16 protein-coding genes and 1 pseudogene are annotated in these 22,610 nt (G+C 49.2%); 2 read left to right on the forward strand and 15 right to left on the reverse strand.

What is annotated here, in order from left to right; translation table 11 throughout:
• Positions 1-22: 22 nt before the first annotated feature.
• Entirely contained in the window at positions 23-1,894 is a 1,872-nt protein-coding gene (locus tag MJX74_RS12475) for an MFS transporter (protein WP_240223163.1), read from the reverse strand.
• Positions 1,895-2,066: 172 nt separating this feature from the next.
• Here MJX74_RS12475 and MJX74_RS12480 point away from each other — a divergent pair, with 172 nt between their 5' ends.
• Positions 2,067-3,401 carry a Na+/H+ antiporter NhaC family protein gene (locus MJX74_RS12480; RefSeq protein WP_240223164.1) on the forward strand — a complete coding sequence of 445 codons (1,335 nt, stop codon included), beginning with the start codon at positions 2,067-2,069 and terminating at the stop codon, positions 3,399-3,401.
• Here the strand turns inward: MJX74_RS12480 and MJX74_RS12485 are convergent.
• The 7 genes from MJX74_RS12485 to dnaK all read right to left on the reverse strand — a co-directional run bounded on the left by MJX74_RS12485 (position 3,398) and on the right by dnaK (position 10,243).
• Complete coding sequence (locus MJX74_RS12485; RefSeq protein WP_240223165.1) at positions 3,398-4,471, reverse strand: nucleotidyltransferase domain-containing protein; 1,074 nt, start codon at positions 4,469-4,471, stop codon at positions 3,398-3,400. The genes MJX74_RS12480 and MJX74_RS12485 overlap by 4 nt on opposite strands.
• Entirely contained in the window at positions 4,465-5,316 is an 852-nt protein-coding gene (locus MJX74_RS12490; protein ID WP_240223166.1) for an HprK-related kinase A, read from the reverse strand. Before MJX74_RS12490 ends, MJX74_RS12485 begins: the two co-directional genes overlap by 7 nt.
• Positions 5,309-5,476, reverse strand: a complete 168-nt coding sequence (locus MJX74_RS12495) for a hypothetical protein (RefSeq protein WP_240223167.1) — start codon at positions 5,474-5,476, stop codon at positions 5,309-5,311. Before MJX74_RS12495 ends, MJX74_RS12490 begins: the two co-directional genes overlap by 8 nt.
• 4 nt (positions 5,477-5,480) lie before the next feature.
• Positions 5,481-6,083 carry a hypothetical protein gene (locus MJX74_RS12500; RefSeq protein ID WP_240223168.1) on the reverse strand — a complete coding sequence of 201 codons (603 nt, stop codon included), beginning with the start codon at positions 6,081-6,083 and terminating at the stop codon, positions 5,481-5,483.
• A 148-nt stretch (positions 6,084-6,231) separates the two neighbouring features.
• Complete coding sequence (locus MJX74_RS12505) at positions 6,232-7,032, reverse strand: M48 family metallopeptidase (RefSeq protein ID WP_240223169.1); 801 nt, start codon at positions 7,030-7,032, stop codon at positions 6,232-6,234.
• Positions 7,033-7,138: 106 nt separating this feature from the next.
• A complete protein-coding gene (gene dnaJ, locus MJX74_RS12510) occupies positions 7,139-8,269 on the reverse strand; it encodes a molecular chaperone DnaJ (RefSeq protein ID WP_240223170.1) in 1,131 nt (376 codons plus the stop codon).
• Between the two features lie 63 nt (positions 8,270-8,332).
• Complete coding sequence (gene dnaK / locus MJX74_RS12515) at positions 8,333-10,243, reverse strand: molecular chaperone DnaK (RefSeq protein ID WP_240223171.1); 1,911 nt, start codon at positions 10,241-10,243, stop codon at positions 8,333-8,335.
• 228 nt (positions 10,244-10,471) lie between these two features.
• Here dnaK and luxS point away from each other — a divergent pair, with 228 nt between their 5' ends.
• Positions 10,472-10,981: an S-ribosylhomocysteine lyase gene (luxS, locus tag MJX74_RS12520; protein ID WP_240223172.1), complete on the forward strand. Its 510-nt coding sequence runs from the start codon at positions 10,472-10,474 to the stop codon at positions 10,979-10,981.
• Between the two features lie 27 nt (positions 10,982-11,008).
• Here the strand turns inward: luxS and MJX74_RS12525 are convergent, their stop codons facing one another.
• The 7 genes and pseudogenes from MJX74_RS12525 to MJX74_RS12550 all read right to left on the reverse strand — a co-directional run bounded on the left by MJX74_RS12525 (position 11,009) and on the right by MJX74_RS12550 (position 22,387).
• Positions 11,009-12,643 (reverse strand): diguanylate cyclase, encoded by a 1,635-nt coding sequence (locus MJX74_RS12525; protein ID WP_240223173.1) that lies wholly within the window; start codon positions 12,641-12,643, stop codon positions 11,009-11,011.
• A 24-nt stretch (positions 12,644-12,667) separates the two neighbouring features.
• A complete protein-coding gene (locus MJX74_RS12530; RefSeq protein WP_420851406.1) occupies positions 12,668-14,488 on the reverse strand; it encodes a PAS domain-containing sensor histidine kinase in 1,821 nt (606 codons plus the stop codon).
• A gap of 51 nt (positions 14,489-14,539) precedes the next feature.
• Positions 14,540-14,959 (reverse strand): annotated as a pseudogene (locus MJX74_RS21965) (GAF domain-containing protein); the annotation flags it as partial.
• A gap of 187 nt (positions 14,960-15,146) precedes the next feature.
• Positions 15,147-17,900, reverse strand: a complete 2,754-nt coding sequence (locus MJX74_RS12535) for an FAD-binding and (Fe-S)-binding domain-containing protein (RefSeq protein ID WP_240223175.1) — start codon at positions 17,898-17,900, stop codon at positions 15,147-15,149.
• A 147-nt stretch (positions 17,901-18,047) separates the two neighbouring features.
• Positions 18,048-18,428, reverse strand: a complete 381-nt coding sequence (locus MJX74_RS12540; RefSeq protein ID WP_240223176.1) for a VOC family protein — start codon at positions 18,426-18,428, stop codon at positions 18,048-18,050.
• Positions 18,429-18,431: 3 nt separating this feature from the next.
• The gene (pelA, locus tag MJX74_RS12545) at positions 18,432-20,768 is read right to left on the reverse strand and encodes a pectate lyase (protein WP_240223177.1); all 2,337 of its coding nucleotides are present in this window, start codon (positions 20,766-20,768) and stop codon (positions 18,432-18,434) included.
• Entirely contained in the window at positions 20,768-22,387 is a 1,620-nt protein-coding gene (locus MJX74_RS12550; protein WP_240223178.1) for an NADP-dependent glyceraldehyde-3-phosphate dehydrogenase, read from the reverse strand. The genes pelA and MJX74_RS12550 overlap by 1 nt, the downstream gene beginning before the upstream one ends.
• Positions 22,388-22,610 lie beyond the last annotated feature (223 nt).

A 22,610-nucleotide genomic window follows, 5' to 3' on the forward strand; every position in this document is an offset into this window, starting at 1 on the left:
GTTTCAGTTAAGTTGCCGCCTTTTAAGCTAAATCGCCGCGTAACAGCTGTACCTGCCGCTGCAGCTCAGTTGCACTAGCTTGCTCTGCAGGTACAGGGGCGCTGGCTGTCAGCATAATTTTAGACCAGAAGCGGCCTTTAAACTTAAAAGCGCCATTGCCATGATGGCTGAAAAACGATCCCCATAAGCCCTGCAACGCCATTGGCACCACAGGTACCGGCGTTTCAGCTAAAATCCGCTCGATGCCAGGGCGGAAGTTGTCGATATCACCGCTTTTGGTTAAACGGCCTTCCGGGAAAATGCATACCAGATTGCCCTGCTCCAGCTCACGTTTTATTGCAGCAAAAGCAGCTTCGTATACCGCCTCATTTTTCTGCTTTGAGCAAATAGGAATAGTGCGGGCGGCTTTAAACAGCCAGTTGGCCACCGGCAAATCATAAATGCCTTTTTCCATTACAAAGCGCACCGGCCGGCGCACTGCACCGCCAATCAGCAAGGCATCAACATAGCTGACATGGTTAGCTACCAGAACAGCTGCACCTTCGGCCGGAATATGTTCCAGCCCGCGACTTCTGACCCGGTACATGGTGTGGCTAAGCAGATAAATAACAAAACGCAGCACAAACTCCGGTACCGTGCTGTACACATACAGCGCTACCACCGCGTTCATAATAGCCAGAACTAAAAAATACTCCGGGATAGCTAACTCCAGCACAGTTAAAAATACGATACCGGCAATGGCGCTGACAACCATAAACAGCGCATTAAAGATATTGTTAGCGGCTATCACCCGCGCCCGTTGTTGTGGCTCGGCGCGCTGCTGCAACAGTGCATACAGCGGCACAATAAACAAACCACCAAATACACCTATTAATGTTAAGTCTATCAACACCCACCAACCAAAGGCCGTAGCCAGAAACTGCGACAGGCTCAGCAGCTCAGCGGGTAACTGGGCCGGGCTGCTAAAAAATAAACTGATACCAAACACGGTTAAACCGATAGAACCAATAGGCACTATGCCAAGCTCTACCCTGTCACCGGATAAACGTTCGCACAGCATTGACCCTATCCCCACACCAACTGAGAACGCCACCAGCAAAGCTGTGACGACAGTGTTATCACCACCGAGCACCGTTTTGGTAAAATTGGGAAACTGCGTTAAATAGCTGGCGCCTAAAAACCAGAACCAACTAATCGCCATAATAGAAAGATATAAAGTACGGTTCTGATAACTGATACTGATAGTGGCCTTGGTTTGCTGCCAGGGAGCAAAGCGAAATTTTTCAGCTTTATGCACCTCACCCACAGCAGGAATGTATCGGCTTACCAGATAACCCAGTACAGAAAATACCACAACAACCAGTGCAACCCACAGCGGCGCATCGGCAAACCCCACCAACAAGCCACCGGTGATGGTGCCCAGCAAAATAGCAACAAAAGTGCCCATTTCTACCCAGGCGTTGCCGGCTAATAACTCCTTCTCACTAAGTAACTGCGGCAAAATAGCGTATTTTACCGGGCCAAAAAATGCTGATTGACTACCCATTAGAAACAGCAGCCCCAGCAACATCAAATATTGTTGAAAATAAAATGCTATGGCAGCCAGCAACATCAGGCCGATTTCCAGCAACTTTAACGCACGAATCAGTTTAGTTTTGCACACGGCATCAGCCAAAGTACCGGCAGTGGCAGAAAACAACAGAAATGGCAGAATAAATAACCCTGCAGCCAGATTCATGGTTAAATCGGTATCCCATGGCAACGCATTGGCGGCAGTAAAGGCCAGCATTAACATCAACGCATTTTTAAACACATTATCATTAAATGCGCCACTGGCCTGAGTGAGAAAAAATGGCAAAAAGCGTTTGCTGCTGATTAAGCGGTTTTGCGACATATCCACTCCATCGGAAAAAGAGATAGTAATAAATAAGTTGCCAGCATAATCAACTCAGGTAGCTTATACCAGTAGATAAAAATACCTGCCGAAATTGACAGGACGTCTAGCCATCTATATATTGCGCAACCAATAAGACTGTTACACAGTCTGCGTATTAAAAGGTAAACCTATGAACGATACTACGCTGGTACCAGCGGGTGCTAAACGCTCACTGCTGCCACTACTGTTTTTTGTTGCGCTATTTCTTGGCACTGGTCTGTACCTGCAAAGTCAGGAGGTGGCTTATGCGTTCTATCAATTACCCGGCCATGTCGCTATTATTCCGGCCCTTATCCTGGCTATCTGGCTGCATAAAGCGCCGTTGCAACAATCTATCGATGTGATGATCAAAGGCGCAGGTAACAGCAATATTATTACCATGTGTATTATTTATTTGCTGGCTGGCGCTTTTGCCAGTGTAGCCACTGCAACCGGCGGTGTTGACGCTGCTGTTAACGCTGGCCTCAGTTTAGTGCCGGCGCCCTGGTTACTGCCTGGTTTATTTGTGATAGCAGCACTGATATCTACTGCAATGGGTACCTCCATGGGCACTATAGGTGCTCTGGCTCCTATTGCAGTGGGTTTGGCTAATCAGGCCGGGTTGGATCAGGCGTTAGTAGCGGGTGTACTGCTTAGCGGTGCTATGTTTGGTGACAACCTGTCGATTATTTCCGATACCACTATTGCCTCTACCCGTACTCAGGGCGCAAAAATGGCAGATAAATTTCGCGAAAATATAAAAATTGTTCTGCCGGCAGCTGCAATAACACTGCTGTTGTACATCGTACTGGCCACAGATGGAGCTCCGGTACAGATTGACGCAGTGAACTGGAGTGGCGTAGTACCTTATGCGGCAATACTGGTGCTGGCCGTAATGGGACTGAATGTCTTTGTCGTGCTGCTGCTGGGCATAGTGCTGGCGGCACTGCAAGGCGCCTTCTTTGCCGATTACGCTATGGCTAACCTCGGTAAAGATATCGCCAGCGGTTTTGCCAGCGTGCAGGAAATTTTCCTGCTGGCAATGCTGGTAAGTGCACTAAGCGAGTTTATAAAGCAGCAAGGTGGCTTACAGTGGATCGCCGGTAAAATCCAGCAAGCGGCAAACCGGCTTAAGCTGGCAGGCAACAAAGCCCAGCAATTGGCAATCGCAGCATTAGCGTTTAGCAGCAACCTGTGTATCGCCAATAATACCGTGGCGATAGTGCTTACCGGCGAGATCAGTAAAACGCTGGCGCAACAACATCAAATAACCGCCAAACGCAGCGCCAGCCTGCTGGATATTTTTGCCTGTATTAGTCAGGGGTTAGTACCTTATGGTGCTCAGGCATTGTTGCTGGGGGCCAGCTTTGGTATATCGCCATGGCAGGTAGTAACACAAAGCTACTATTGCCTGATTTTGCTACTGGTGGCTGTGCTTACCATTTTACTAAGGCCGGTAAAGCCGCTAACAGCAGCAGCGGTTTAAGATTTATGCCCCGGTAGCCAGCGCCGTAACCAGCGCTGCATGCCGCTGGCAGGCTTAGCCAGACTATGATAAACCAGCACCTGCCAACGCATTTTCAGGCTGTGGCCGCGTACAAACCAGAGCTGGCGGGCAAACCAGGCCCGGGCTGGCTGGCCCTGTAACATAGTCAGCAACAAATTACACACCAGCGGCTGGTGCCGGGGCAACGCAAAGCTGTGCAATGCAGCCTGCGCAGCGCCATTCTTAAACAATTTGCTTAGTATCCAGCACGCATTGATCACAGCAGATTGCACCGACATCCTGGCAGCTTGTTCAAGCATAAAATCCAGTTGTTTTTGGTGTTGCACTTCCAGCAGTAAGTCATTTAAATCAATCACATCTTTAGTGAGTTTATGTGTTTCTTCCTGATAAAACAGGTGCACAGCCGCATGAATAAACAAATGCGCGCTAGCTGGCACTTTAAACGCTGAGCCAGGCACATTAACGGCGTAGGTAAACAACGGCGTGATATCTATAGTTCTGGCGGATGCTGTCGGGTAAATATGGTGGTGTAAATCGATCACTGTGCCGCGCTGATAATGCTGTAATGGCGGGTTTTGATGTGACCAGTTCAGATAATAATCACGATCGTAATCGGTCATCTGCGCTTCGCGAAAGCCATAAAAAAACAATCTGTCACGTACATGCCGCAGTTGCGCAGCAGGTACCAGAATATCAATATCGGAAAACAACCGGCCAAAACTCACGGCTAAAGCTTGTGTTCTGTAAGCTGCGCCTTTTAACAACAAGCACGGGTAATCGGCAACAGCAAATAACGACTCTAACTGCTGTAACTCAGCGTATAAACTGTGTTGTTGCTTCTGGGCGTAGCGCGCACCCGACTCACCATGCAGCTTAACCTGCAGCGGCACTTGGTCAAGTAATTGCTTTGTTTGCAGTACATAGTAAAACCGGGCAGTAAGGCCTTGTTGGCGGGCTTGCTGTAAAAATGTGGTCCATTGCTGCGGCGTAGCCTGCTGCACAAATTCGGCCGGAGAGGCAAAAAAAGCCAGCAATTGCGAACTTAACATAACTTATTTAACTCGCTTAAGGCTTGTTCAATGCAGGCATATTCCAGCCGATACGCATCAATTTGTTCAGTCAGTCTACTCAGGCTGATAAAGCCCTGCTCTGCCAATACCGCGTAATTAAATGAATTATTGGCCAAATGCATAAATGCATCCGCCTGGCTCACCTTCGACAGCGTAAGTTGTTGCTGCGCGGCATTATACTGCGGGAAAATAACCCAGGCTGCCGTTGCCGTTTGTTGCATACCGGCCCAACTGTGTTTTGATGGCAACATATAGCCAACAGTGCCTTTGGTCGTGCCAGCGGTAATCTGCCGGATCTGCGCCTGCGGATACCAGCTTTGTAATAACGTTAGTGATTGATTTTTAAGGCTAACCGGCCGGACATAAGGCACGATTGCGCCGCTGACTAAATCGACCAGACACATTTCGTCTGACAATAAACGCCAGCCTTCCTGCATTAATACCGCACACAAGGTGCTTTTGCCCGAGCCTGGTGGTGCAGGCATAATGAGTGCTTTGCCATCACGCTCAAGCACTGCTGCATGAATGGCCAGAAACTGGTGCTGATAAGAAGCCACACACCAGTTAACGCCCCACTCAAAAACCGGTACCAGCTGAGCAGAGTCCGTCATTCTGAAATGCTGATCTCCGGATGACACGTGAAACGGCCGCCCCCAACCCGCCCATTTACGCTGAACTTGCAGACAAAAATCGTAGATAAGTTGTGGATTCGGGCGTGTTATTAGTTCTGCCGGATATAACTCAGCAAGCGCAGCAGTAAGCTTGTTACTGTGATTGGCAACAAGTACAGAAAAAGGTGCGGTATGAATAGCAAAATCAGTCAACGTCAGGCTCTTTTGCCTCAGTTGCAGTGCCAACCAGATGCGTTTCGTGGTCTTGTTTTGAAAACAACACACTGCTAGCATCGTCAAATAATGCCGTCAATGTGTTGTCATCTGTAGCTTGCTGAGATAGCCAGGCAGCATAACTCAGGGTTACGTCCATCAGGTTACCCCATGTAACCGTCTATATAGTAAACCAGTAAAGTCGATAGTTGATCTTTCTGCTCCTGAGTAACAGCGCCCTGATAGGCATTTACTATTTCGTCAGGCGTAGGAACACTGGTGCTGACACCTTCTAACTGATAGTACAACGCATGCAGGAAAATTGCGGCAATATTACGGATCAGCGCATTGCTGCCACCAAGGTTAACTGCTTCGCGCAGCGTGCCACTGTAGCCATACTGAAAAATGGTATTAAACTTAGTGTTTTGGTTAATATCGATACCGCGCCACTTTTTATACCACTTACTACCCGATTTATAGAAGTAACCGCCTTTACCGCCGCCAATACCAGGCTTTTTAGTCTGAAAATACAGTTTGGCACTACCGTGGGAGTCAAAACTCTTACTGCACTGTTCAAACTTATCGGGCTGCACCGACTGCATCTGTGATGCATTTTCACTTAACGAACAGTTAAGCGTGCTGGTACCCCAGGCGGATTTACTTTTTAGTGTCAGCAACACCGGCAAACTACCCAAGCCTGCGCGCATTAAAAACTTTCTGCGACCAGACTGCGTTGCCTTCATTTCCTTGTCATTAACAGGTTCCATAGCTACATTCCATAAAGCAAACTGCGTAAAGTGTAATGCCAGTTACATGCAAGATCAAATCCAACAATATAACTTCATATCAGGCATAAGAAAATTCTTAAACCTGAACTTACAGCATCATAAGTTGTAAAACAAGCTGACGCTAAAATCAGGCTTTACAGTTAGGCAAAGCGGCAGTGGCTTTGCGGTCGTTATACGTTTTCATTGCTTGCGGCATATTATCACGCAAAGCCGTGATGCGATTTTCCGGCAACGGGTGGGTAGACAGAATTTGTGGTGTGCCACCACCGCCCTGAGCCGCCATATTCTGCCATAAATTAACCGCCTGACGTGGCTCAAAACCCGCCTTTGCCATTAAATCCAGGCCCATAATATCGGCTTCACTTTCATGTGCCCGGCTAAATGGCAGTGCAACGCCCACCTGAGCACCTAAGCCAAAAGCTGTCATCAGTTGCTGCTGATACTGCACGTTATAGGCTTTCATGGCCGCATCGCCCAATGTCATCGCTGTTTGAATAAACTGGTTGGTAGACAGACGCTCATTGCTATGGCCCGCCATTACGTGCGCAATTTCGTGACCGACAACTGCTGCCAGCTGATTCTGGTTCTCAGCTACTTTTAATAAACCGGTATAAACACCTATCTTGCCACCTGGCAGTGCAAAAGCATTCACCTGCTCTGAATCGAATACCACGATTTCCCAGGTATTGCCCATAAACTCCTGTGGCGTAACCTTAAGTAAAGCACCCGCTACACATTGTACATACTCATTTGTGCGCCGATCTTTGGAAATGGGCGTTTCCGCTTTCATCGTCTCAAAAGTTTGTACGCCCATTTTGCTCAGTTCAGCATCATTAAACAGCATAATCTGGCGACGCCCGGTGGGCGATTGCGCGCAGGCCACAATCAGTAAAGAACAGGTGGTAAGCAGTAATAACTTTTTCAACATGAGCATATCCTTATTTGACACTTTTACCGCAGCTGGCGCCGCAATGTCTTGTTATTGTATCTGTTGAGCAATAAAAAACCACCCGCAGGTGGTTTTTCATTACAACTTAACTGGTTAAATCATCAAAGAACTTCTTCACACCATCAAAGAAGCCTTTCGATTTAGGCCGGTGTTTAGCCTCGCCATCACCCGCCATGCTGTCATCCAGCTGACGCAGTAAGTCTTTTTGCTTATCACTCAGGTTAACCGGAGTTTCGATCACAACCTTACAGACCAGATCACCTACGCCGCCACCACGTACCGATTGCACGCCTTTACCACGCAGGCGGAACATTTTTTCGGTTTGTGTTTCTGCCGGAATTTTCAGCTTAACGCGGCCATCCAGCGTTGGCACATCAATTTCACCACCCAGCGCAGCAATAGTAAAACTCAGTGGTACATCGCAGTACAGGTTGTTGCCATCACGCACGAAAATCGGGTGCTCTTTAACATGCACCTGCACGTACAGGTCCCCTGCCGGTGCGCCATGCATGCCAGCTTCACCTTCGCCGGTTAAACGGATGCGATCACCAGTGTCTACGCCGGCCGGAATTTTCACCGACAGCGTTTTGGTTTTCTCTACGCGGCCTTCGCCATGACACTTAGTGCACGGTTCAGGAATAATCTTGCCACGGCCATTACAGGTTGGGCAGGTTTGCTGCACAGCAAAAAAGCCCTGACGCATAGTAACCTGACCAGCACCATGACAGGTTGGGCAGCTCTTGGCTGAGGTGCCTTTTTTCGCACCCGAGCCATCACAGCTATCGCAGCCCACCATTGTCGGTACTTTAATATCGACCGATTTGCCGCGCACTGCTTCTTCCAGGCTCAGTTCGAGGTTATAGCGTAAATCTGAACCGCGTTGTGCCCGTGACTGGCCCCGACGGCCACCGCCACCGAAGATATCACCGAATACATCACCAAAAATATCGCCAAAATCAGCATTGCCTGCACCAGCGCCACCGCGGTTTGGATCTACTCCGGCATGGCCATAACGGTCATAGGCTGCGCGTTTTTGTTCATCCGACAACACCTCATAGGCTTCCTGGACTTCTTTAAACTTCTCTTCCATGGCTTTGTCACCCTGAGTTCTGTCCGGGTGAAATTTCATGGCGAGGCGTTTATAAGCCTTTTTGATGTCTTTATCGTCGGCGCCTTTAGCGACACCTAGTACTTCATAATAGTCACGCTTCGACATAGCTTAGTGCTAACTTCTCATGTTAAAGGGGCTGCAGTTTACTACAGCCCGGTTAAACCTTAATTATTTTTTGTCGTCTTTCACTTCTTCAAACTCAGCATCAACCACGTCGTCGTTGCCGCCAGCCTGCTGGCCTGCATCGCTGCCGCCTTGCTGGGCTTTGGCCTGAGCCGCTTCCATCAGCTTTTGTGATGCCTGAATAAGTGCCTGAGACTTCTCATCAATTGCCGCTTTGTCGCTGCCTTTTAACACAGCTTCCAGCTCTTTGATTGCCGTTTCAATGGCTTCTTTATCATTTTCTGCCAGTGTTGTGCCTACTTCTTCCAGTTGTTTGCGGGTAGCATGCACCATCGCATCGGCCTGGTTACGGGTTTGCACTAACTCTTCAAACTTTTTATCGTCTTCAGCGTGCGCTTCAGCATCGCGTACCATGGCCTGAATTTCTTCATCACTCAAACCAGAGTTAGCCTTGATGGTGATTTTTTGCTCTTTACCGGTATCTTTATCTTTAGCAGATACATGCAGAATACCGTCGGCGTCTAAATCGAATACGACTTCGATTTGTGGCTCGCCACGACGACCGCCGCGAATACCTTCTAAGTTAAACTGACCCAGTGACTTATTGTCAGAAGCGCGCTTACGCTCGCCCTGCAGCACGTGAATAGTTACCGCAGACTGGTTGTCTTCAGCTGTAGAGAACACCTGCGATTTCTTCGTTGGGATCGTGGTATTTTTCTCAATCAACGCTGTCATTACGCTGCCCATGGTTTCAATACCCAGTGACAGTGGCGTAACGTCAAGCAGCAATACGTCTTTAACATCACCTGACAGTACCGCGCCCTGAATAGCCGCACCCACCGCTACCGCTTCATCCGGGTTTACGTCTTTACGTGGCTCTTTGCCAAAGAAAGCTGTTACTGCTTCCTGAACTTTTGGCATCCGTGTTTGACCGCCCACCAGGATGATGTCGTTAATTTCACCCACGCTTAAATCGGCATCTTTCAGTGCTTGTTTCAGCGGCTCAATAGTGCGCTGAATTAAGTCTTCTACTAAAGATTCCAGCTTGGCACGGGTTACTTTGATGTTCAGGTGTTTCGGGCCTGAGGCATCAGCAGTAATGTACGGCAGGTTCACTTCTGTTTGTGACGCTGACGACAGCTCAATCTTGGCTTTTTCAGCAGACTCTTTTAAGCGCTGCATGGCCAGTGGATCGTTACGCAGGTCAATGCCCTGCTCTTTTTTGAATTCTTCAACTAAGTAATTGATTAAACGGTTATCGAAGTCTTCACCACCTAAGTGGGTATCACCGTTAGTGGCCAGTACTTCAAAAGTTTGCTCGCCGTCTACATCGTCAATTTCAATGATAGAGATATCAAAAGTACCGCCACCTAAGTCATATACCGCAACCTTGGTGTCGCCTTTCTTCTTATCCATACCATAAGCCAGCGCGGCTGCGGTTGGCTCGTTAATAATACGCTTAACATCTAAGCCCGCGATACGGCCGGCATCTTTGGTTGCCTGGCGCTGCGCATCGTTAAAGTATGCTGGTACCGTAATTACTGCTGCAGTTACCGCTTCACCTAAGAAGTCTTCTGCAGTTTTCTTCATTTTTTTCAGCACTTCAGCTGAAATTTGCGGTGCGGCTAACTTTTTGCCTTTAACTTCAACCCAGGCATCGCCATTATCTGCTTTTACGATAGCGTAAGGCATAATTTTGATGTCGCGTTGTACTTCTTCGTCTTCAAAGCGACGGCCAATTAAACGCTTAATCGCGAATAAGGTGTTTTTCGGGTTGGTCACTGCCTGACGTTTTGCCGGCTGGCCAACTAATACTTCGCCATCTTCAGCGTAAGCAATAATAGAGGGCGTGGTACGGGTACCTTCAGCGTTTTCTAATACGCGTGGTTTGTCGCCATCTAAAACTGCAACACAAGAGTTGGTTGTACCTAAGTCAATACCGATAATTCTGCCCATAACTACACTCCACTTATATATTCTGAACAATCACAAATTGCGTTGAGCGATTAATGGGGATTAGCCCTGATCCATTCAAGGTTATTAGATTAAAAATTTTGCCATCTGCGCAGTTAATCCGGTTTTAGCGCCGGTTTAACGCTGTTATCTGCCGATAACGGTTAACTTATCGGCCTTTACCTGCCTATAATAGCCACCATCTGTAGCATTTATTTTGAAGGTGTTGTTATGCCATTACTCGACAGTTTCACCGTAGACCATACCATTATGAAAGCCCCCGCGGTGCGCGTGGCAAAGAAAATGAATACGCCTAAGGGCGATGCCATTACGGTATTTGATTTGCGTTTTTGCGTACCAAATGAAGAAATTTTGTCGGAAAAAGGTATTCATACACTGGAGCATTTATTTGCCGGTTTTATGCGCGACCATTTAAATGGCAACGACGTAGAAATTATCGACATTTCGCCGATGGGCTGTCGCACCGGCTTTTATATGAGCTTAATTGGCACCCCGGACGAGCAACGTGTCGCCAAAGCCTGGCAAGCGGCAATGGACAATGTGTTGCATGTTGCCAGCCAAAGCGATATTCCTGAGCTGAATATTTACCAGTGCGGCACTGCACAAATGCACTCACTGGATGAAGCCAAGCAAATTGCAAAGAATATTCTTGAGCGTGGTGTCGGTGTTAACCGCAATGATGATCTGGCACTGCCGGATAGCATCCTGAAAAATCTATAACCTTCAGTTACAAAGCGGCGTAACTAATTATGTTGCGCCGCATTTAACCTGATTACGCCCGGCATCTTTAGCCTGATACAACGCTTTATCCGCAGCAGCAATCATTTGCGCAGCGCCATCAAAATTTTGATCGTGGGTTGATACCACCCCGGCAGAAAAAGTACAGCTGAACTGTTGTTCCTGCACATTAAAATGCAAGGCGGCAAAAGACTCCAGAATTTGCACCGCCAACTGCTGTGCCTGCTCTGTCGGACAATCTGGCAACACCAACAAAAACTCCTCGCCGCCATAGCGACCAGCCCGGTCTGTTTTGCGGATCCTTTTACGCAGCAGCGTTGCTAATGCAGTAATCACTGTGTCGCCGGTCGCATGGCCGTAGCTGTCGTTTACCCGCTTAAAATGGTCAATATCCAGCATCACAATACTCAGTGGATTTTTACTGCGCTGTGCCCGCATAAACTCCATGTTAGCAGCATCTTTAATTGCACCATGTTTTATCAGTGATGTCAGACTATCTTTTTCAATCAGGTTTTTCAGCTGCAAACTGCGAGCCAGACGGACTTTCAGGGCCTGAGCCAGTTGCACATCATCGATCGGTTTAGTGATAAAGTCATCAGCACCATGAGACATAGCGCTGATTTGCAAAGACTTGTTTTGCTCTGATGATAAAAATACTATAGGTATGCGTTTTAAACTGCGATACTGGCGCAACACACCAGCAATTTCAGCACCGGAATACTCCGGCATATAGATATCCATCAGGATCAGATCCGGCTGAAACTGCATCACTTCATCAATAATATTTTCAATTTTGCTGCTAATCCTGGTTTCAATACCCACCTGTGTAAGCACCAATGCATAATGCTCTGCCAGCAGCTTGTCGTCATCAACGATATAGACTCTGCCACTGCTGTTGCAGTAATCAAGTAACTCACTGACTTGCATGATTAATTCAGGTACATTTACCGGTGCAAAGAACATCCCCTCTGCACGTAACTGAGCCACGCGAACCCGCATCGCGAAACTGTCATTATCAGCCAGCACGATTAACCGGCTCTGCTGTTTTGCCAGCTCGTTTAACAGCCAGCTTTGCTTAAATAACGACTCACCGTACTGTAATGTTGTGGCGCTAAACACAATTGCTGGCGTCTGTTCCCGGAGCCGGGCACCAAGCTGTGAAAACTCATCAAACATCTGCACCTGAAGGCCAAACCCCTGTAACTGCACGCTGATCTCTTCCGCCAGCGGTTTGTTATCCAGTAACAGCCAGACGCTGTCTTTTGCGACAGACACAACCTGAGCCTGTTTCCCGTCCAGATCAGTTGTCTGCATCGTTTGCATTACTGCACGTTCAAACTGTCGGACCAGATTAATCAACTCAGGAATAGCTTGCTCCTGTTCGGCTACAGCTCTTTGCTGCACTACGCGCGCCAGTTGCTCTATCTGCCTGGCCATAGCACCCAGCATACTGTAACCAAAAGTACCGCAGGCACCCGCCAGTTTATGTGATTCAACGATCACAGTGCGCAGCATTCCAGCTGCGTTGTGCTGCTGCACTGCCTCAGACATCGCTGACGCGCGCTGTGGCAAACTGTCTGCAAAGCGTTGCCGTATCTGACTAAATGCTGCAGTTAAGTCCGTTTTATTGTTTTGTGTTTTCATTAATTAACTGCCTGCCATGCTACTTCATATGCTTTCCGGGTGTATCGGCAACATAAAAAAGAATACCGATCCCTGATGCAATACCGAGCTAAAACCAATAATGCCGCCCATTTGCTCTACTAACTCTTTGCAGATAGCCAGCCCTAACCCAGTGCCACCACTCTGCCTGCTGCTGGAACCATCAGCCTGAGCAAAACGCTCAAATATTCTCGGCTGAAACTCACTGGCTATACCGATACCGGAGTCCTGAATCTCTATCCGGATCTGATCTGCCTGTCGTGTTGCCGCTACTTTGACGATGCTGTTTTTACCAGAAAACTTAATCGCATTCGATACCAGATTGGTAATAACCTGCTGCAGACGAAATTTGTCAGCAGTAATGCTCAGCTCTGGTGTAATCGGCTGTAACTGCAGTTCGACACTATACTGATTGGCATAAGGTTGCAGATTGTGCAGCGCATATTCCAGCTCTGCATTTACCTCTACCGCATGCAAGTCGAACCGCATTTTCCCCGCCACCAGTTTTTCAATATCCAGCAAATCATTGATAAGCTGAGACAATCTTTCGCTGTTACTGTGGGCTACCTGTAATAACTGGCTCATGCTTTGTGGCGCTTCACCCAGTGTGCCTGAATTGAGTAATCCCAACGCACCTTTTATCGATGTCAAAGGTGTTCTCAGCTCATGACTTACCGTCGAGATAAACTCATCTTTTAACTGTTGCAGCTGCACGCGCTCAGTAACATCCTGCACTGAGCCGATAAAAACATGTTGTTTATTCTCCGCCGGTGACATACGAGCTAATTCATGTACCCAGCGAATAGAGCCATCCGGGCGGATAATACGATGCACCACATCGTGAATTCCGGTTTCCAGTGCCATTTTTTCACTTTGTTTAATCAGGCGCCAGTCATCCGGATGTACGGTGCTTTTAAACAAGGCTGCACTAGGCTGGGTGTTAGCTTCATCAAAGCCAAATATCTGATAAATAACAGGGGACCACCATAAATCTCCAGTTTCAAGGTTTGCCTGCCAAAAGCCAATCAGCGCATTTTCACTGGCCGTATTTAACCTCTCCCTTACCAGTTCCAACTCCCGGTTTGCTAACTCTAACTGCAGGTAATACTGTTTTGTCTCAGTAATATCCTGAATATAACCATGCCATAAAATACTGCCATCAGGCATTTTCTCCGGCAAAGCGCGACCCGATAACCACGCCAGAGTGCCCCCCTCACGATACACCCGGTATTCATGCTGCCAGATCGTTAAGTCACGACCGGATTGCTCAATGCTCGCAATCAGCGCTGGTAAATCTTCCGCATAAAGTTTTGAGAACACCAAACTAGCGTCCTCTTTTACCTGCTCAGGCGTAACACCATAAATTTTTTGTATCGCCGGACTGGCATAAGGAAAAGCGGTACGGCCATCAGGCCAATGCTGATACTGATATACCACACCAGGCAATTGTGATGTCAGCGTAATCAGCTGCCGCTTCAGCCTTTTTTCCTCGCTGATATCCAGAATTAAACCATCGAGAAAACTCAGCTGGCCTTGGTCATCAAATTCCGCCCTGCCACGTTCCTCTACCCAACAAATATGCCCATCTTTGTGCAGCATACGGTATTGCAACAGCCAGCTTTGTTTAAGAGCTATGGCCTCTGCGACAGCCAGTGACACCCGCTCTCTGTCATCAGGATATATTACACTGGCATAGCTACGTAGCTGATTATCGATGAAATCACTGGCAGGATAACCTGATAAAGAATCAATGCCGCTGCTCATATATAGCATGGTCCAGTCAGCGTCAGCTTTGCAGCGGTAGGTTATACCAGGAATATTAGCCACCAAACGTTGAAACTGGTCCCGGCTGGTAGCCAGTTCCTGTTTAGCGTGTTCCTGCTGTCGATCTTTAATTTCCTGCTCAACCGCATCCGCAAATTCGCGTAAGATTAGCCTTTCTTTAGCCGTCAACTTGCGGGGTACGCTGCTGATAAGGCATAAAGTACCTATTCGCTGCCCGGCGAATAGCAGTGGCGCTCCGGCATAAAACCGGATAAAAGGCGCCTCGGTGACTAACGGATTATCAGCAAAGCGACTATCCGCCCGGGCATCGCTGACCTCAAAAATATCGTCGTCAAGAATTGCATGGCCACAGAAAGAAATATTGCGGCAGGTTTCACAAGCATCCAAGCCCTGACGTGATTTAAACCATTGCCGTTCTTTATCGACCAATGAAATCAGTACAATTCCTGCATCCATACATTGCTGCACCAGATGGGTTAAACGATCAAACCGGGCTTCACAAGCAGTATCCAGCAATTCAGTTGCCTGAAGTGCCGCCAAACGATCTGCTTCGTTCTGTGGTATTGGCGCCTGCAGCATAAACTCCCCGCTCTCTTTTACCCGCTGAAAACGTTAGTAAACGGTGATACTACGCCAGCAGGATCTCATCAAGTCAGTTAAGCTTATCAGTAATTTGCACTGGTATTTAAATTATTGCAGTTTAGTTGCTGCAACGATCAAGCAGGTAAACAATGTGCTGATATTCAATACCAGCGTGACGGGATAAACCAATCTCACAGGTGCGGCTGGTTGACACACCTTGTGAGCACCCACTTACCTGCTGTTTTAAGCTAGACAACGCCGAAGCATTTAACTCTGGCAAGACAAAGCCTTTATCGCCGGCAAAACCACAGCAACTGATACCCTCGGGGATCACGACAGTATTGCTGCAAGCTTTAAGCAACTGTTTTAGTTTATCTGCCTGGCCCAACTGGCTGGCGCTGCAGGTAATATGCAGTGCTACCGGCTCTGACAGTGGCTTAATATTTAGCTTAGGCAGCACTTTATCATGCAAAAAATCGACGCTGTCGAAAATACTGAGCCTGTCATCAAGTTTGCCCTGCAGGGTTAAACTGCACGGGCTGGTATCAGACAAAATAGGGATTTCACCATTATTACTTACGTCGAGTAGCCACTGCTCCAGCTCACGCTGTTTTTGCGTGGCAACAGCAAACTGGCCCTTCGATTGAAACGGCATACCGCAGCACTGGCTGCCAAGACCCTCTGGCATTATCAGCTGATAACCAGCTTTAGCAAGTAAGTGAGCGCTTACCTGTTGCAGACTGCGTTTGTCTTTACTGCCTGCCTGAGGTGACATTACCCGGCCAGAGCAGCTGGCTAAATAGATAACAGGTTTCAGCTGGGTATCTGCATGAGCTACTGGCAGCACATTGTTATAGTTCGCTGTTGGCATAGCGCTATGCCACAACGCACGCAGTGGCAACAGTTTGGCAAACATAGTGCCCATAGCCAGGCCGGCACGGGCCATAGCCGATACTGCTGTAAAATGCCGGGCAATAAAAGCTGCCAGCCCCTGCCAGGGGCGGTTATGTTCTGCCCGCAACTGCCGGGTAAGGTCGCCGGTATTAATGCCCACCGGGCAGGCGGTACTGCACATACCACAGGCGGCACAGGTGTCGTTACCGGCATACTGATAAGCTTTATTAAGGTCAGCCAGCCGCTCTGGCTCGTCGCCACTGCGTTGTAAACGCGAAATTTCGCGCTGGGTAACGATACGCTGGCGTGGCGTCAGCGTTAGTTTGCGTGACGGGCACACCGGCTCACAAAAGCCGCATTCAATACATTTATCTACCAGCGGGTTAGTAGCAGGTAAGGGTTTAAGGTTTTGCAAATGCAACTGGCTGTTGTAACTTAGCACGACGTCCGGGTTCAGAATATGCTGCGGATCCAGCAGCTTTTTAATCTGCCACATCAGTGTATAGGCCTCTGTGCCCCACTCCAGCTCAACAAAAGGTGCCATATTACGGCCGGTGCCGTGTTCAGCTTTAAGTGAGCCACCAAACTCTACCGCTACCAGCTGCGCTACTTCCTGCATAAACGCATCGTAACGTGCAACCTGTGTTGTATCATCAAAGCCCTGAGTAAAAACAAAATGCAGGTTGCCCTCTAAGGCGTGGCCAAAAATAATCGCTTCATGGTAGTAGTACTTATCAAACAACTGCTGTAGACGCGATACCCCTTCAGCCAGTTGCTCAACCGGAAAAGTAACATCTTCAATAATCACCGTAGTGCCGGTTTTACGCACCGCTCCTACCGCCGGGAAAGTACCTTTGCGTATGGCCCATAGCTGGTTGTATACGGCTGCGTCAGTACTAAAATCGACCTGCTGCTCCAGCGTAAAACCAGCTAAAGCACTGCGTACCTGTGTCAGTTGCTGCTGCAATAGGGTGGCGTTTATCGCCGTACTTTCTATCAGCAAAGCACAGGCATTATCAGACAAGCCCCTTACCCAGGCGGGCATACCAGGCTTATGCTCTACAGAGCGCAGGCTGCGCCTATCCAGTAGCTCTACCGCCGATACCGGCTGCTGCTTTAATACCGTAACAGCACGGCAGCAGCTTTCCACTGACGGAAACACCAGCAACGCACTTGCCCGGTGCGGATAATCCGGCACGGTGTTGTAGGTTACGGCGCTGATAAAACCGAGGCAGCCTTCAGAGCCGACCATTAAATGGGTCAGGATATCGATAGGATCGGTAAATTCGGTTAGCGCATTGAGCGAAAAGCCGGTGGTATTTTTTAAGCGGTACTTATGGCGAATTCTTGCGTTAAGCTCGGGGTTATCCCGGGTTTGTTTGCCCAGCAAAGCCAGCTCGGCTAAAAGTTTGGCATGTGTCTGGCGAAACGCCGCTACGCTTTGCGCATCTTCAGTATCCAGTACAGTGCCGTCAAACAACACCAATCGCATCGCTGAGAGCGTATTAAAACTGTTATGCGCGGTACCGCAGCACATACCGCTGGCATTATTGGCTACGATACCGCCAATTTTGCAGCTGTTAATTGACGCCGGATCAGGGCCGATTTTGCGCTGAAATTTTGTCAGTACGCTGTTAGCCGCAGCGCCGATAACACCGGGCTGCAGCCGTATTTGCTCGCCTAAGCCACGCACTTCACGCTGCTGCCAGTTTTCGCCCAGCACCAGCAACACAGAATCGGTTACCGCCTGGCCGGATAAACTGGTGCCGGCGGCGCGAAAGGTTAGCGCAACCTTAAAGTCGTTTGCCAGTTTTAGCAGCGCCACCACTTCAGCTTCGCTTTCAATGCGCAGCACTAATTTAGGCAGCATACGGTAAAAGCTGGCATCGGTGCCAAAGGCAAGCGTAGCGATGGGGTCGTCAAAATAACGTTCAGCCGGAATAAGCTGTTTAACGGCCTGAATAAACTGCGGTTGCATGCAAACCTCTGGCGCTGAGAAACTAAACCTAGATTAACCGATAATACGGTATTCACGCGTAGCTTGCATAAATTTTTTACTATATAAATTTGTAAGTGAATAATTTATTCATAACTAATGTAGTTTCAACTGCTATAACACGCTGTTTTACCTGCCACCACCGCGCCGGCACAGTTGCAGTGCTAAGCCCCAAGGATCGCGTAACATGGCCAGGTGCGAGCCGTCGTTCAGATGCACGTCGGTAACATGGCTGGCGCCGGCGGCGATTAAGCGGGCACTGTCGGCGGCCGGATCGGCAGATACCAGCGCCAGATGCAAAATCAGCGGGTCCATAGCGGTGTAATCGGGTACCTGATCGGCCGGGTTGCAATAAATTTCTATCATCATGACGCCGCTGTCGTCGGCGAGAAAATGCGTTTGTGCTGCATCATCTAATGCCCGTTTTAAGCTAAAGCCCAGATGCTGCCTATACCAGTTGGCCATCAGTGTCGGCTCAACAACATTAAAAGCGACATGTTCGATACGCATAACTTAAGGTTCCTGTTTTTTGTTACCGGCCGGAATAAAGCTGTCCAGCCAGGCGTTGATATTGTCTGTTGGCACCTGCAGAGGCCGGTACAGCGGCTTAATTTGCGGATAGCCACCCACTTGCTGTTGGCTGTCGATAATACGGCCATTACGGTCAACATAACTTTGCACGATACGCTGGTCGGTTATGTCACGCTGCCAGTATCGTGCTCCAACAACAGGTAACAGCTGGTGTTCGACCTCTTTTGCTGCCATAACGCGAACGCCTTTCGGCCACACCGGTGCAGCAACTAAAGGTGTGATAACCCCGGCAGTGTCGTACATAGCTTTGTCATCAAGGTTAAAGGTCAGATTATCTTGCAGGTAAGCATCGCCATGATAAGACACCAGGGCTAAATCCGAATATGAATCACGGCCATAGCGCAGCACATTACCTATCACCGCTACCTGCGGGTTCTTCGGATTAAAGGCAGTATGCGCCCATTCAGTATCAATAAAACCCAGCTTCACGGCATTGGCATCGGCGTTATAAATGATGTTATTCAGCACCACACCCGTAGTATGAGCTTTAAAATACGGGTTACGCCGTGCATTGTGGGCAAACAGGTTACCGATAAAAGCAACGTGCTGGCTAAAATCGTGCACCAATGCACCTTTACTGTGTTTGCCTTTAACGTGAGTAGCATAGTCCAGCGCTTCGGCCAGAATATTATACCGAAAGGTAATGTGCTTCGACGTTGCCTGCGGCCCTTTATCACGCGGACCGGAAGCCGACACCAGCTCGTCAGTGGCCCAGCTGATAGAGTTATGCTCGACCAACACATTGCAGGCATTGCTGCCGGTTACCGCTATACCGTCGGTGTCCCAACCGGCGCGCTTTGGCAAACCGGCATCGCCCGGACGGATATGTAAATGCCGCACTATCACATCATGGCTGATAATGCGCAGGCCGCCTTTAATCAATGTAATACCGGGAGCAGGTGCTGTTTCACCGGCGATGGTCAGGTACGGCTGGTTTATTTCCAGATTAGTGCGTTCAAGGTCAATCACACCCGCTACTTCAAACACCACGATGCGCGGCCCGCTGTGTGCCAGGGCTGCGGCCAGAGAGCCAGGCCCGTTGCGGTTCAGGTTGATTACTTTAAGCACCACACCATCCCTGCCGCCTGGTGTATCGAGGCCAAAGTTACGACAATGTGCGTCTGCGCCAGTCTGGTCATATTCTGTCAAAAACTCTGCCGCAACGCTTTGATACCAGCCATAACCGCGCTGGCGTTCCAGCGATACCTGGCTGATATCGCTGTAGGTTTTGCCGTCACGGTCAAAAAATACCGGCAAACCGGTCTTCAGATCATAGAACCGCGCCCAAATCACCTTGCCCGGGCTGTCTATTAATGACAAGCGGCCATCAACGTCACGATGGCGATCTTTGTCGCTGATCTGCTTATCCCTCAACCAGTTGGCGGCTTCCGCCAGGCTTTGCGCTACGCCGGGGTAATCTGGCGCATAACGCAGCAACAACTGCAGAATTTTTGCACTTTCGCTGCTAACCAGAGCAGCTTTCTCATACTTGCGCGCCGTTACCGGCTCACCCGTTAATGGGTGGTGCTGTGCGCCCCATGCAGTGCGCTTGCCGTCGACGACGACCTGATTAGCCAGCAGCCAGTTCACCGCATGATAAAAAGCAGCTGCGGCCTCTGTTTTAGTATTGTCGGCCAGCATGGCAAAGCGTGGCTCGTGTGCTACCTGCCACAACAACTGCATTAACTGATACAGGGCATGGTCGTTCAGCGTTATGGCGTCATGATAACCACCACGCAGCGGGTAAGACTGCGGAAAACCGCCATTGGGATACTGCGCTTTTAACACCAGCGCCACTCCCCGCTCTATCGCCTGCATCATATGTTGTTGCAGTTGCGGTGTTGCTTGCGGGTAAAAATCAGCCAGCCAGTGCAACTGCGTGCTGGTGGCATCATTATCAAAGGTAGGCACATAATTAGGTTCCGAGCCAAACTGCTGGCCCCGTTGCCTGGCAATACGCATATCGGTGCGTTTGCTCCAGCCGCCTGAAGGTGTTTGAAAGCTTAGTACTGCTTGCGCTTGAGCCGCATTGCGAATGCCGGTTAAACCAAACTGGTTGTGCTTGGTTGCCGCAGTTAGCGCTCCACCCTGTTGCTCAGCCGCCAGCGCCGCAGTATCCTGTTGTAGCAGCTGTGCTGAATCCGCTACATACTGCTGCCACTGTGCCGGTAGCTGCAGATCCTGCCAGTAACTTGCGCTGGCAACACAGGGCAACAACAAACCAACCAATAGCAGCAGATGACGCAGCCGGTAATACATCAGAACAAAAAGTCCGTCGATAAAAAGCGGGAATGCCGCTCTTTCACCATCTGTTTCACAAAGTCGACATCACTATCCTGATATTTAGCGGCCACCAAGGTTGGTGTAGAGAATTGCCGCAGTGCATCCACCACCGACAGCGTACCTTCGGCGGAGTCTTTGCGGCCGTTAAACGGAAAACTGTCCGGCCCGCGCTGACACTGGCTGTTGATATTAATGCGGCCGACCTGGTTAGCAAAAATATCTACCAACTCCCCCACTTGCTGCGGGTTCTGGCCGAAGATACTCAGCTGCTGGCCAAAGTTAGAATTAACTACATAATCAATTACTTCGTTGATATCGTTATAAGGCACTACCGGCACCAGCGGGCCGAATTGTTCCTCGTTGTACAGCCGCATACTGCTGTTTACCGGATATAACAGCGCCGGGATAAATAGCGAGGCAGTCGTTTGGCCACCACCGGGGTTTTGCAGTGCAGCGCCTTTGTTTAACGCATCTTCTAACAACTCTGTGAGAAATTGTGTTTTGCCAGGCTCCGGCAGCGGGGTTATTGCCACGCCTTGCTGCCACGGCATACCGGCTTTTAGCTCACCGATGGCATGTGAGAGTTTATCCACCAGCTCCGCCGCGCGGCTGTTATGGACAAACAAAATTTTCAGCGCCGTACAGCGCTGGCCGTTAAATGACAGACTACCGGCCAAGCACTCTTTTACCGTGCGGCTCATATCAGCGTCGGGCAAAATAATCGCCGGGTTCTTGGCATCAAGCCCTAGCACAGCGCGCAGCCGGTGTGGCTTGGGGTGCATACGCTTTAAATCACTGGCGCCTTTATTGGTGCCGATAAAAGCAAACAGGTCAATTTTGCCGCTTTCCATCAACACACCGACGGTTTCGCGGCCGCGACCATAAATAATGTTGATCACGCCGGCAGGGAAACTTTGTAAAAACGCCTGTAACAGCGGCTGTATAAGCAGTACACCGTATTTGGCCGGTTTAAAAATCACCGTATTGCCCATAATCAGCGCCGGGATCAGTGTGGTAAAGGTTTCATTTAACGGATAATTGAACGGCCCCATACACAGCGCCACGCCTACCGGCACACGGCGGATTTTGCCTAAACTGCCCTGCTCAATAATAAAGTGGCTGGCGTCTCTGTCCTGCTGTTTTAATGCTTCGATAGTATCGCGGATATAGTCACAGGTGCGGTCAAATTCTTTTGCTGCATCGGGGTAGGTTTTGCCTATTTCCCACATTAGCAGGCGGATAACTTCAGCGCGCTGTAATTGCATTAGCCCAAGGAATTTTTCCACATGCTGAATACGCTCCAGTACCGCCATCGTCGGCCAGGCGCCACGGCCTAAGTCGTAGGCTTTTACTGCACTGTCGAGGGCTTTTAGTGCCGTGTCAGCGTCCAGTAACGGCGTATGGCCCAGTACCACTTGCTGTAGCTCATCATCATGCTCGTTGCGCAGATATACGGGGCTAACGACAGGGCTAAGTTCGCCCTGCCACTGCACCAACTCGCCGTTTAATAAATACTCGCGCTGGGTTATTTCGCCTGTATGGGCAAACTCTGCCGGTATATCAGCCGCTTGCGGAAAAACTGTTGCTAAACTCATGCCTTGCTCCTTCTAACAAAATTGACTTGGTTGTTAGTCAGGGTCAGATGCGACGCTTGCCCGGCTTGGGCCGGATCTTCTTATGTTGCTTTGTTCTGTTACCGTTGCTGGCTTCACAGTTAAGGGAACGCAAAGACGTCGTAAATACCTCCCTGTAGACTCTTCTGCCGCATCCTTGCGGCAGAGGCTTTGCTATACCCTTAACTGTTTCGCTTTGTTATTT

Source organism: Rheinheimera hassiensis, assembly GCF_022436675.1.
Lineage (GTDB): Bacteria > Pseudomonadota > Gammaproteobacteria > Enterobacterales > Alteromonadaceae > Alishewanella > Alishewanella hassiensis.

Coding starts and splice junctions, on each gene's coding strand:
- MJX74_RS12475 (WP_240223163.1), bottom strand. CDS start 1,894: ATGTCGCAAAACCGCTTAATCAGCAGCAAACGCTTTTTGCCATTTTTT.
- MJX74_RS12480 (WP_240223164.1), top strand. CDS start 2,067: ATGAACGATACTACGCTGGTACCAGCGGGTGCTAAACGCTCACTGCTG.
- MJX74_RS12485 (WP_240223165.1), bottom strand. CDS start 4,471: ATGTTAAGTTCGCAATTGCTGGCTTTTTTTGCCTCTCCGGCCGAATTT.
- MJX74_RS12495 (WP_240223167.1), bottom strand. CDS start 5,476: ATGGACGTAACCCTGAGTTATGCTGCCTGGCTATCTCAGCAAGCTACA.
- MJX74_RS12500 (WP_240223168.1), bottom strand. CDS start 6,083: ATGGAACCTGTTAATGACAAGGAAATGAAGGCAACGCAGTCTGGTCGC.
- MJX74_RS12505 (WP_240223169.1), bottom strand. CDS start 7,032: ATGTTGAAAAAGTTATTACTGCTTACCACCTGTTCTTTACTGATTGTG.
- dnaJ (WP_240223170.1), bottom strand. CDS start 8,269: ATGTCGAAGCGTGACTATTATGAAGTACTAGGTGTCGCTAAAGGCGCC.
- dnaK (WP_240223171.1), bottom strand. CDS start 10,243: ATGGGCAGAATTATCGGTATTGACTTAGGTACAACCAACTCTTGTGTT.
- luxS (WP_240223172.1), top strand. CDS start 10,472: ATGCCATTACTCGACAGTTTCACCGTAGACCATACCATTATGAAAGCC.
- MJX74_RS12525 (WP_240223173.1), bottom strand. CDS start 12,643: ATGAAAACACAAAACAATAAAACGGACTTAACTGCAGCATTTAGTCAG.
- MJX74_RS12535 (WP_240223175.1), bottom strand. CDS start 17,900: ATGCAACCGCAGTTTATTCAGGCCGTTAAACAGCTTATTCCGGCTGAA.
- MJX74_RS12540 (WP_240223176.1), bottom strand. CDS start 18,428: ATGCGTATCGAACATGTCGCTTTTAATGTTGTTGAGCCGACACTGATG.
- pelA (WP_240223177.1), bottom strand. CDS start 20,768: ATGTATTACCGGCTGCGTCATCTGCTGCTATTGGTTGGTTTGTTGTTG.
- MJX74_RS12550 (WP_240223178.1), bottom strand. CDS start 22,387: ATGAGTTTAGCAACAGTTTTTCCGCAAGCGGCTGATATACCGGCAGAG.